We start from the raw sequence: 11,529 nt of genomic DNA on the forward strand, positions 1-11,529 counted from the left end.
ACGCCCGCCGGGGATAACTGGCGGGCGTTTTGTTATAGAAGAGTGCGTTACAGCTGTATTCCTTGAGCATTGTAATTCCTGAATTACTGTTTAGTCAGTTAATAAATTACGTTGATGAAAGTACGCGCGTACTCTTTTCAAGAGGGTGTCCAGTTTTCCGTAGAGTGACGCGTAGCTTTTCTCTGTCTTAAATACGCCATAAATACGAATCAAGCCATTTTTTGTTTTAATAGCTGCAGTAAATAAGAGATTGGATTTTGCTGCCGGACTGCTACCTGTCTTTATTCCGTCAATTCCGTTTATACCCAACGCTTTATTCGTATTTCTTACCAACCCTATATTTGGAATGCTAGCTTCTTTTAAGCGCATTATCCCGCGTAAAACAGGGTTAGAGTAAGCTTTTTTCGCAAGCACGATAAGGTTATCGGCGGTGCTTACATTTCTGTCATCCAATCCACTTGCCTCATAAATATCAGTGTTATATAGGCCGTTCTTATCAAGCCATTCTCTAGCAAATTTTGGATAAGACTTTCCGTAAAGATGCTTTACAAGAGAGGTTGCATAATTATTTGCCGAGGGTAACATAAGCGGTATAAGGGACTGTTTTAGTGTCAGGGTAAGGCCTGCATAAACAGGTGCGTACGAATCTCCATCTTTGACAGAATTTCTAAAAAAACTGACATCTTCGGTATCGTAGGTGATATTTGGGCCATCGTTTAGCTCTGAAAGAGAGTATCGCTCTATAAGCATAAGGGCCAATATAACTTTGCTAATACTTGCAATCGGATGTTTTCCTTTATTACCCTTTCTGAGTTTTAGTTCGGGATGCCCATCAACATCTAAAGCAATATGTTTGATATCAGGATCTAGTAGATGTGGGAGCAGAGATAAGCTCGAGTCAGCAAAGTACCTCTGACTTATGTCAACCGTGTGAGGGCTCTGGGTTCTCTCCATACCGTACCGGTCAGAAAGAATGAAAAATAAAAAGCTCAGAAGTAAACAGGCATAAAAGAGGGGACGGTACAGGCGCACGATACCTCAAATATAGCAGCGGCAATAGACACCGCCGCTGCTATATTCTTACTGCCTACTTTTTGTAAATGGTGTCAAGATTCTCTTTCGTTATAATTTTAGGCGTCAGGAGAATCGTTGGAATTTCCACCTCACCATTATTAGATTTACTGTTTGTCTCAGGCAGTTTCTTATCGGCAAGCTGCTTGATAGCCTTAACAGTTGCTTCAACAAGAGCTCTTGTACTCTTCGCAACTGTCGAGTATTGCTTACCGGCAGCAATGAGCTTTAACGAAGGCTCTTCAGCATCTTGCCCAACCACAACGGGCACAGGCTTGCCAGCTAGCTCGACAGAGCGGAGAATAGCCCTGGCAAGGACATCATTTGGCCCAAGAACGCCATCCAACTGCTTTGTGTTGTAATACGTAGACAAAAGAACATCCATGCGCTTCTGGGCATTTTCAGCTGACCAATCCTGAGTTACAGCCTTCGCAAAATCCGTCTGACCACTCACGACAATGAGCTTGCCAGACTTGATTTTTTCGTTCAGAACACTCATCGCGGAATCAAAGAAGATCCTACTATTGCTGTCATCAGGGGAGCCAGCAAAAAGCTCAATATTCCACGGACCACCCGGCTTTTTCTTCTCTAAGCCTTGCAGCAAAGCATTGGCCTGAAGAATTCCTACCGTACGAGCGTTGTATGTAACATAAAAGTCAACATCTTTTGTGTTTTCAAGCAACCTATCGTAGTCAAAGACTATTACGCCAGCTTGCCTAGCTCGTTTTAGCTGCGGACCCAAAAGACTCGAGTCAACTGCATTAACAACGATTACTTTTGCTCCAGAAGCAATCATATTGTCAATTTGGCTTTGCTGTTCTGAAACGCCATTATTGGCAAATACCACTTTGGATTTGAAACCGGCGTCTTTAAGCAGCTCCTCGAAGAAATTTCCAGCATCAACCTGGTTTTGACTTGTTTTCTTCGTGATAGCCACACCAATAAGAGAATCCGACGGGAATCCCTTCGTGTATGACACACCGCCCGTTTTACTCTCATCCCTACCGCCGCCAAGGCAGGACATTAAAAACAATGACGCGGCAGCCGTAAATAAAACCGCCCTGAATAACCCTTTTGAGATGGACATACCGAATCCTTTCAATTACTCTCAAACTCAACAGACCGGATCATCCTCGACCACCGGCCTTATCCCGCGAAAGTCCACTTCGTCGTACAAACAATCTGATTATAGACGGTTTTTCCCGGTTTTTACTAACGACATCAAAAGAAACAGCTGCCAACAAAACTAAACCCTTGATAATCGCAGCTATATCAGCACTAATACCCATGATAAGCAAGCCGTTACTTAGAAGGGCAACAACCACACCACCAAGGCATGCGCCAATAACTGTCCCAACACCACCGCTGACGGCCGCGCCGCCGACAAATACAGCAGCTATTGCGTCAAGTTCCCATCCAACACCATCAGATGGACCAGACCCTCCAGAGCGACCAACAAACATCATGCCCGCAATACTGGCAAGAATTGACATGTTTGCCATGACAAAGAAATTAACTCTTTTCACACTGACACCAGAGAGAATGGCTGCATTTCTATTACCGCCAACAGCATATATATGCCTTCCAAGGATGGTTCTCTCGGAGATGAATACATAGATAAAAGCAATAACAACAAATATTAGACCAGGAATTGGGAAGCTTGTCCCGGGATGACCTGTGGCAAAGAGATATGTGAGATACGCCACGGCAAGCCCATATATTGCGATTCTCAGTAAAAATACGGGAATATTCTCTTGCTGAATGCCAAGTAGTTTCCTGTTGCGCCTGCGAAGTATCTGCATTATCACTAACAGCAGGAAGACAACAAAGCCCAAAATAACTGTCGGGACATTGAACGCAGTGTTAGTGAATATATCGGGGAGATAACCGGCACCAAAGTAAGTAAAATCATCTGGCACGGGTACTGACCGAGAATTGCCCACAAGCTGATTGAGACCTCTGAAAGTAAGCATGCCAGCCAAAGTGGCAATAAAAGCCGGGATACCCACAAAGGCAACCCAAAAAGCCTGCCAACACCCGACTACAAGCCCAATTAGCAGCCCCAGGATAATGGCTTGCCATGCGCTTAAATGAAAGCTATCGGTAGCAACGGCAACAACTATTCCAACAAAGGCAGCAACAGAACCAACTGAAAGATCAATATTGCCCGAAACAATTACAAGCACCATGCCAATCGACACAATAAAGATATGGCTGTTTCCATTGACAATATTGAGCACATTGTCGCTTGTCAGCATCCTACCGCCTGAAGCTACCTGAAAAAACAGAGCGACCGCAACGGCTGCAACAAGAATCCCAAAATTTCTACTAGAAAAAAGTTTAATTTTCATTATTTCCATATGAAGTCATATAACGCATAAGTAGCTCCTGGCTAGCCTCTGAAGTTTTAAACTCCCCAGTTACTTTACCCTCAAACAGAGTATATATACGATTTGTCATACCTAACAGTTCGGGAAGCTCTGAAGAAATAAACAAAATAGACTTCCCGGAGGCAGCAAGTTCTCCGATGATAGAGTAAATCTCGTATTTGGCGGCTACATCTATACCTCGTGTTGGCTCATCAAGAATCAAAAAATCAGGTCCCGTACAAATCCATTTGGCCAAAATAACCTTCTGCTGGTTGCCTCCAGACAGAGAGGTAATTGGTGCAGCAACACTGGCCGTCTTTATTTTTAGCTTTTTGCGGTAATCCTCAGCAACAGTGTGCAATTTGCCATCATCCAAAAAATGGTGTTTACCTAAAAACTGTTTCAGTGAGGCAGAGGCAATCGTATTCTTCACATCATCAAACTGATTGAAGCCAAAAGATTTTCTATCTTCTGTGACATATGCAATATGATTACCGATCGCCTGGCTGACTTTGTTTATCTTAAGTTCTTTGTTGTTCCTGCATATTTTTCCAGAAGTATAGATTCCGAACTGACGACCAAATATTGACCGCGCAAGCTCTGTTCTCCCAGCACCGACAAGGCCAGCAAGACCCACAATTTCACCATCGTGAACCGTAAGAGAGATGTTATTCGAAACGTATATCTCTCGCCTAATGGGATGTATAACAGTCCAATCCTTTATTTGCCAGGCACCCTTACCAATAGAAGGTGAAAGCTCAGGGAAGCGCGTGGACAAGCTTCTGCCTGCCATTTTGCGAATGATATCATCTTCCGTCGTTGCGTCGGCAGGTATGGTATCTATTTTTTTGCCATCTCGTAAAACAGTCACGGTATCTGCAACATTTTTTACCTCATTCAATTTGTGACTGATCATTATGGATGACAGACCTTGGGTCTTGAATTTCTTCATAAGATTCAGGAGATGTTCAGAATCAGACTCATTCAAAACAGCAGTTGGTTCATCAAAAACGAGAATCTTTGCATTTTTACCAAGCGCCTTGCATATCTCAACAAGCTGCTGTTTTCCAACCCCGAGATCTTTAATAAGAGTGTCTGGGGATTCTGTTAGATGAACAAGTTTCATAAGTTCCACAGCTTTTGTGCGGGTTTTTGTAAAGTCTATTTGCCCAGAAAAAGGTCCGGAATATCTCTGCTCATTACCCAAAAATATATTCTCCGCAATGGACATTTCGGGTATGAGGGTAAGCTCTTGGTGAATCATAACCACCCCGGCCGCCTGACTGGCAGCAAGGTTTTTAAAACGCCTTTTTTTATTCTCAAGGATTATTTCACCATCATATGATCCATCAGGAATCACGCCAGAGAGAATTTTCATTAAGGTAGACTTTCCTGCGCCATTTTCACCACATATGGCGTGCACTTCACCTTTTCGGAGAGAAAAGGAGATATCCTCAAGGACTTTAACCCCAGAAAACGACTTGGTTATACCGGTCATTTGAAGCATGACACCCTCTGACTCGCGCAAAGCACCTCCGATTACTGAAATACCTCAGGGCTGCAGCGCCTTGAAGCACAACGTAGCACCAAAAAGCTACCCAATAACTCTTATCATAGATAAGCACCCTGACAAAGCATAAAAGCGTATTGGGCGGGAAAATGCTTAGATCTGTTTCTGAACTTATTTACAAGGTGTACGCACGGTATCTTTTAGGACAGATTAACCTAAATAACCTGCCAGGGCATGTTGCACTAATTGTTGATGGGAACAGGCGATGGGCACGTAAAGAGAAGCGTGATCGAATTTCCGACGGGCACAGGGCGGGGGCTGGTAAAGCTGTTGATTTTCTGCATTGGTGCGATGAGCTCGATATAAATATCGTAACGCTATACTTATTGTCTAATGACAACCTAAAAAACAGGAACCGCCAGGAGCTAAATGACCTGGTGCAGGTTATATGCGACCTAATTGCACAAGTTTCCAAGAGATGGAAAGTAAATCATGTCGGATCCTGCGAAAATCTACCGGAGTTGCTAGGTAACAGCCTAGAGGGCGTAAAATCTAGTACCAAAACCAACAGGTATTCAGAAAGGTCTATGACTGTAAATCTCGCAATTGGATACAGTGGTAGAGCGGAAATTACCGAGGCTGTTAGAAAAATAGTCAATACGTATCCAATTGGAGATCTGCCAGAGAAGATAACCGAAGAGGTTATATCAGCAAATCTGTATACTGGGGGATTATCTGACCCAGACTTGATAATAAGAACAAGCGGAGAACAAAGACTGTCAGACTTCATGCCATGGCAGAGCACACACAGCGAATTCTATTTTCTCGAGGCTCTAGGCCCGGACCTTAGGAAAGTAGACTTCCTTAGGGCAATACGGGATTTTTCAATAAGGAGAAGGAGTTTCGGCGCGTGACGTGGGGCGGACGGGACTCGAACCCGTGACCGACGAATTATGAGTTCGCAGCTCTAACCAGCTGAGCTACCGCCCCACAAAATCCTATCAAAGGCACTTTTACACATATTTTCTTTGTGCCGGAATGTGAATGATTGTCTCTGTTTATAGCGTTAGGATCGTTGGTTATTAATGACTGATAATATATATTATGACAATTTAATCTAAAATAAAGACCAAGATATAGAATCGTGCTGTGAGGGTTATATGTTCGCGCGTAGGGTGTGACAATACTGCATCTCATAAAATCCTTTGGAGGAATCCCTCAATACACAGCGAGGATAGACATAAGGTCTGGACTGCATGTGAAGAGCATTCTGATTTCTTATTAAATTTTTTACAATTACGAAATTTTGTTATTGGTGTTGAATCATTTACCGGTAAAACCAATCTTGAAAGCTCGTAAGAAAAATTTTCTCGGTTATTTTGCTCTTGTATGTATATTTGCGATAGTTTGCGTAATGCTAGCATTTTGGCAATATACACGCGCAGAGAATGCGATGTTTGAAAATCAAGCTCTTGAACGCAACCTTATGGCGCCTATCAAGCCTGTTGAGAATATAGAGAAAGAAAATCCTGAATGGCGCTTGGTGGAAGCGCGCGGTAGATATCTCTATGAAAAACAGCTTCTTCTTAGAAACACATGGTTCAGATCTGATGTTGGGTTTGGCGTGCTAACCCCTCTTCGGCTTTCTGATGGAAAAATTCTGATAGTAAAGCGAGGGTGGATCAAAAACGCACAGCAAGCAACACCTAAGGTCTATGATAAACAGCCGGAACAGCATATGATTTTGAGGCTACAGAAACCTGTGTTTCAGGATGCCAGAATAAATAATGGACAAATAAACCGTCTAAATTTGTCTGTTATAAAATCCTATATTAACTCCGATGTGATAACAGACTTTTATGCTGTGCCAAATGCGATAAATAAGAACTCTCCAGTATATAGAAACACCGGCGAAACAGACAGTCTTTACCCAGGATCATCTGAGATGGTTTTACCAATTGAGGCTATATTTCCAGCAAAAAATGTTGGAATGCACTGGTCATATGCATTTCAGTGGGTTGTGTTTGCTGTAGCTGCGTTTCTCGCTTTTTTCTACTGCGCACGTAAGGATGTAAGAGCCCGTAAATCATATGTGAAAAATAAGATATTTTCCAGAAGAAAGAGAATAACCGATGAGGAATACGAAGACTTGCTGGAAGGTTAGATCCTGCGGGAAATTTTGCATACGATATTCGTGCTAACCGGGCGATGGGTCTGCCGGGAATTGGGTGTAGGGGCAACCCACGAATTACAGAGCAAAACCAAGTGCTCTCATCATCTCGCGGCCGTCATGACTTATTCTCTCCGGAGTCCACGGTGGAAACCAGACCCACTCCAGACGATACGAATCGCATACAGACTGGAGAGAATATGCTATCTGCTCTTCAATAACATCAGCAAGCGGACATCCAGGATTTGTGAGCGTTATACGAACCGACAGAACCCCGGCCTCGTCAAGGGACACGCCGTAAACAAGGCCGAGATCAACTATGTTAACTCCGAGCTCGGGATCGATAACATCTTTCAATGCCTCTAAGGCGCCTTCGCATACATCGGGCTGTTTACCAAGGCCAAGCGGATCATCTTCACAGGTATTCATTGTTCAAAGAATAAGTGAAAGTATCTATGACACATACGCATTGTATCCTTCTTTTTCAAGACGGTCGGCAAGACCCTCTCCCCCTTCTTCGACAATCCGTCCATTGACAAAGATATGAACAAAATCTGGCTTTATGTACCGAAGAATACGCGTGTAATGGGTAATTAGCAAAATGCCCATATTATTTTCCGAATGTGCTCGGTTAACGCCCTCCGAGACTACCCTCAGCGCGTCAATATCAAGACCTGAATCGGTTTCATCAAGAATAGCAAAGAGGGGTTTAAAAAGCTCAAGCTGCAGTATCTCGTGCCTTTTTTTCTCGCCCCCGGAAAAACCCTCATTCACGTTGCGTTCAAGAAAAGCTCTTTCAATTTGGAGTCTATCCATTGCACCCCTCACCGTTTCAATCCATTGGCGTATTTGAGGTTGCTTCTGATCAAGGGCAGCTTTTGCTGTACGCAGAAAGTTACCGACAGATACGCCCGTAATTTCCATCGGGTACTGCATAGCAAGAAAGATCCCTGCTCGCGCGCGCTCGTCAACAGACATCTGTAGCACATCTTTGTTATCAAGGGTTATCGATCCGCTGGTAACCGTGTATCGGGGGTGGCCTGCTATTACAGAGGCTAGCGTTGACTTACCAGAACCATTTGGGCCCATAATTGCGTGTTTTTCGCCTGACTTGATTTTTAAACACACCCCTTTGAGAATCTCCTTCTTGACAGAATCATCTCCGATAGTGACACATAAATCCCTTATTTCTAAAACCGACATAAACCGTCCCTGGTATCGCTAAGTATCCTCATAGACAAGTCTGTTACAACAACAGACAAGAACAATTTTATGGATAATTGAATTGCCGGAAAAACAAATACCGGAAAACAAATACTCATAGGGTTCTATTGGTTAAGGCAGGTCAATGAACACGAATCCGTTCTGAAGAACAACCTTATAAGTTGCAACCGGTGTGGAAGCAGGCAGAGTAAGAGCTTCGCCGGATTTAAGACAAAACTTTGCCCCGTGTGCCCAGCACTCTATTGTTTCACCATCAACAAAACCTTCAGAAAGTGGAACATCTGCATGCGTGCAACAGTCATTTACCGCGTACACTGACCCGTCTGATAACTTTACGAGGGCCACAGAAACACCATCTACTTCAAATCGTGCCGGTTGATTTTCTGTCAAATCAGATACCGGGCAAACTTTCAATAGAATGCACCCTCCAGCTGAAGCTCAATCCCCAATACAAGATACAAGAGCATCAAGCTTTTTAGAAAATAAGCACAGAAGGACATCCCCACCACACCCGATATCAGACTTCTGTAACATGCCATGTACGAAGCCAGAGACAACCATACGTAAAGCTTGATTCTTGTCTATACCTCTTGATTGTAGATAAAAGAGATGCTCATCGTCAAAGCGCATAGTTGCACTGGCATGCCCGGCACCCAGGATGTTTCCATTTTTTATTTCCAAATTAGGAACAGAATCAGCTCTGGTGCCGCTGCCTATCATGAGATTTCTATTTTGCTCATACGAATCAGAGTTTCTCGCTAATGTATCAATGAGCACATCGCCAACCCAGGCTGTGCGTGCACCATTACCAGATAGAACACCACGGTAATTAATCTCACTCTTTGTATCCTGTGCTGCATGATGCACGTATACTTGATGTTCAAAATGTTGCTTATTCTGGGCAAAATAAATACCAAGTGATTCAACTTCGGAACCTTCTTCTGCCAATTGAAACGCTGGATTAAGGCGCACAAACCGACCACCAGTCGTGGCTGAACAGTGCTTCAGGCGGCTATTTTTTCCAAAATACACAAAATGATACGCAAGATGTACAGATGCTTCATCCCAATCCTGACAGCTAATAAGTTGAAGAATTGCATTATCTTCAAGAATTATTTCCAGGTTTTCTATAAGCCCATCGTAACCGTGGTTATTTATGAATAACTTTGCATCTGCGTGAGCTTTTACATGAATAATGGTATGTGCAACCGTGCAGCGCTCAAATCTTCGATCGAGGATAATAGACTCTGTGCCTTCCAGGTCAACGAGCAATACACGCTGTGTCCTTTGCCACGCAAAAGCAGAGGCTCTATCCTCGGGCAAACCAGCGCGCCCTAGGGCAACATTTTCTTTTGTAGACCACCTAAAAATCGGCCTATCAATGGCTGGCTTTACATTACCCGCATCTGAGCCCGCGAGAGATATATGGTATTCATAGGGGTAAAAATCCTTGCTAAGGAAGTTTTCTACAATGGGGATTGGGGCATATTTCCAGGCCAGATCTCTATTGCTCGGTTCCGGAAAATCACTAGGATTTTCAGAACAGAATCTCTCGGACCGAGTTTGTGTTGGCGATTGACTAGCCAACTGCACCTTCCATGCTCATTTCAATCAATTTATTGAGCTCCATTGCATATTCCATGGGTAGCTCTCGCACTATAGGATCAATAAAACCCCGAACTATCATCGCAACAGACTCAGCTTCTTCCAAACCGCGACTCATAAGATAAAAGAGCTGGTCCTCATTGACCTTTGACACGGTAGCTTCGTGGGCTAGCTGCGCATCATCCCTCCTTATGTCTATCGCTGGATATGTATCAGACCTTGAGATTGTATCGACTAACAATGCATCACATCGGACAGAATTAGCTGAATCTTTTGCGCCTTCTTCAACCCTTACTTCCCCTCGATAAGCAGTGCGGCCTCCCCCTCTGGCAATAGATTTCGAAACAATTGCTGACTTTGTTCGGGGTGCAATGTGTATGGCCTTAGCACCGGCGTCCTGATATTGCCCCGGACCGGCAAAGGCAACTGAGAGAATCTCCCCTTTTGCACCCTCATCTGCAAGATAAACAGACGGATACTTCATGGTAACTTTTGACCCTATATTCCCGTCAATCCACTCCATAGTTGAATTCTTTGAGACATATGCACGTTTCGTTACCAGGTTGTAGACATTAGTAGACCAGTTTTGAACAGTTGTATAACGCACCCTTGCACCTTCTTTTACAAGAATTTCGACAACCGCGGAATGCAGTGAATGCGAACTATATATTGGAGCTGTGCACCCCTCAACATAGTGAACGTAGCTGTTTTTATCGGCAATAATCAGGGTGCGCTCAAATTGACCCATATTCTCGGTATTAATCCTGAAATACGCTTGAAGGGGAATTTCGACCTTAACACCTTCTGGCACATATACAAAAGACCCCCCGGACCAAACGGCGGTGTTCAGTGCGGCAAACTTATTATCTCCCGCTGGAATAACTGACCCAAAATACTTACGCAGAATATCCGGGTGCTCTTTGAGGGCTGTATCTGTGTCCAGAAAAACCACCCCCTGCCGTTCGAGCTCAGCATTTATCTGGTGGTATACAACCTCTGATTCGTACTGTGCAGCAACACCTGCCACAAGACGCTGCCGCTCGGCATCCGGAATGCCCAGCCTTTCGTATGTATTACGTATTTCTTCTGGCAAATCCTCCCAAGAATTGGCCTGTCGTTCAGTTGAACGTACAAAGTACTTTATTTGGTCAAAATCAATTCCAGTCAGATCAGCGCCCCAGTTTGGCATTGGCTTGCGATAAAAGATTTCAAGTGCCCTGAGGCGCATTGAGCGCATCCAGTCAGGTTCCCCCTTGGTTTCGGATATTTCCTCTACAACATCGCGCGATAGACCCCGCCTGGCGTCTGACCCAGCACGATCTGAATCGTGCCACCCATACTCATACTTCCCCAGGCTATCAAGGTCAGGTCTATTGGCGATAAGATTTTCGCTCACTTATTCGCTCCAATGAAAAGTCTGGCCAACAAAATCTGAAATATATCCGGCTTGCTCTAGAACACTCATTAATTACTATCCAAATAACGCGTGAAGTAACGATATCAGGGATAAGAGGTATGTGACAAAAGATTATTTTTGCATATCTGGCAATTGATAACTTTACAGGCCTTGTCACATAACC

The 11,529-nt window shown here is 43.9% G+C and carries 12 protein-coding genes and 1 tRNA gene; 3 read left to right on the forward strand and 10 right to left on the reverse strand.

The features are described 5' to 3' along the window. Window positions 1–90: 90 nt before the first annotated feature. From TWT_RS01910 to TWT_RS01925, 4 genes are all read right to left on the reverse strand, one after another. Window positions 91–954 (reverse strand): D-alanyl-D-alanine carboxypeptidase family protein, encoded by an 864-nt coding sequence (locus tag TWT_RS01910; protein ID WP_230440443.1) that lies wholly within the window; start codon window positions 952–954, stop codon window positions 91–93. Window positions 955–1,087: 133 nt separating this feature from the next. Then, window positions 1,088–2,158: a substrate-binding domain-containing protein gene (locus tag TWT_RS01915; protein WP_033799936.1), complete on the reverse strand. Its 1,071-nt coding sequence runs from the start codon at window positions 2,156–2,158 to the stop codon at window positions 1,088–1,090. A 40-nt stretch (window positions 2,159–2,198) separates the two neighbouring features. Then, window positions 2,199–3,422: an ABC transporter permease subunit gene (locus TWT_RS01920; RefSeq protein WP_155105135.1), complete on the reverse strand. Its 1,224-nt coding sequence runs from the start codon at window positions 3,420–3,422 to the stop codon at window positions 2,199–2,201. Further along, the gene (locus TWT_RS01925; protein ID WP_038104800.1) at window positions 3,412–4,947 is read right to left on the reverse strand and encodes a sugar ABC transporter ATP-binding protein; all 1,536 of its coding nucleotides are present in this window, start codon (window positions 4,945–4,947) and stop codon (window positions 3,412–3,414) included. The genes TWT_RS01920 and TWT_RS01925 overlap by 11 nt, the downstream gene beginning before the upstream one ends. A 140-nt stretch (window positions 4,948–5,087) precedes the next feature. On the opposite strand from TWT_RS01925, the gene TWT_RS01930 reads away from it, so the two are divergent. Beyond that, window positions 5,088–5,864, forward strand: coding sequence for an isoprenyl transferase (locus TWT_RS01930; RefSeq protein WP_011102510.1), 777 nt, complete (start codon window positions 5,088–5,090; stop codon window positions 5,862–5,864). A 2-nt stretch (window positions 5,865–5,866) separates the two neighbouring features. On the opposite strand, the gene TWT_RS01935 is transcribed toward TWT_RS01930, so the two are convergent. Further along, window positions 5,867–5,940, reverse strand: a tRNA-Ile gene (locus tag TWT_RS01935). A 159-nt stretch (window positions 5,941–6,099) separates the two neighbouring features. On the opposite strand from TWT_RS01935, the gene TWT_RS04990 reads away from it, so the two are divergent. Next, complete coding sequence (locus tag TWT_RS04990; protein WP_038103921.1) at window positions 6,100–6,309, forward strand: hypothetical protein; 210 nt, start codon at window positions 6,100–6,102, stop codon at window positions 6,307–6,309. Further along, complete coding sequence (locus TWT_RS01945) at window positions 6,296–7,114, forward strand: SURF1 family protein (RefSeq protein ID WP_237696869.1); 819 nt, start codon at window positions 6,296–6,298, stop codon at window positions 7,112–7,114. Before TWT_RS04990 ends, TWT_RS01945 begins: the two co-directional genes overlap by 14 nt. A gap of 84 nt (window positions 7,115–7,198) precedes the next feature. Here the strand turns inward: TWT_RS01945 and TWT_RS01950 are convergent, their stop codons facing one another. The 5 genes from TWT_RS01950 to sufB form a co-directional block, all read right to left on the reverse strand. Next, window positions 7,199–7,549, reverse strand: coding sequence for a metal-sulfur cluster assembly factor (locus tag TWT_RS01950; protein WP_011102511.1), 351 nt, complete (start codon window positions 7,547–7,549; stop codon window positions 7,199–7,201). A 24-nt stretch (window positions 7,550–7,573) separates the two neighbouring features. Further along, window positions 7,574–8,323 (reverse strand): Fe-S cluster assembly ATPase SufC, encoded by a 750-nt coding sequence (gene sufC / locus TWT_RS01955; RefSeq protein WP_011102512.1) that lies wholly within the window; start codon window positions 8,321–8,323, stop codon window positions 7,574–7,576. A gap of 132 nt (window positions 8,324–8,455) precedes the next feature. Further along, window positions 8,456–8,758: a non-heme iron oxygenase ferredoxin subunit gene (locus TWT_RS01960; RefSeq protein WP_011096385.1), complete on the reverse strand. Its 303-nt coding sequence runs from the start codon at window positions 8,756–8,758 to the stop codon at window positions 8,456–8,458. A 24-nt stretch (window positions 8,759–8,782) separates the two neighbouring features. Then, window positions 8,783–9,937: a SufB/SufD family protein gene (locus TWT_RS01965; protein ID WP_011102513.1), complete on the reverse strand. Its 1,155-nt coding sequence runs from the start codon at window positions 9,935–9,937 to the stop codon at window positions 8,783–8,785. After that, window positions 9,924–11,345, reverse strand: coding sequence for a Fe-S cluster assembly protein SufB (sufB, locus tag TWT_RS01970; RefSeq protein ID WP_011096383.1), 1,422 nt, complete (start codon window positions 11,343–11,345; stop codon window positions 9,924–9,926). Before sufB ends, TWT_RS01965 begins: the two co-directional genes overlap by 14 nt. Between the last annotated feature and the right edge of the window lie 184 nt (window positions 11,346–11,529).

Origin of the sequence: Tropheryma whipplei str. Twist (assembly GCF_000007485.1) — a bacterium.
In the GTDB taxonomy this organism is placed as follows: Bacteria; Actinomycetota; Actinomycetes; order Actinomycetales; family Microbacteriaceae; genus Tropheryma; species Tropheryma whipplei.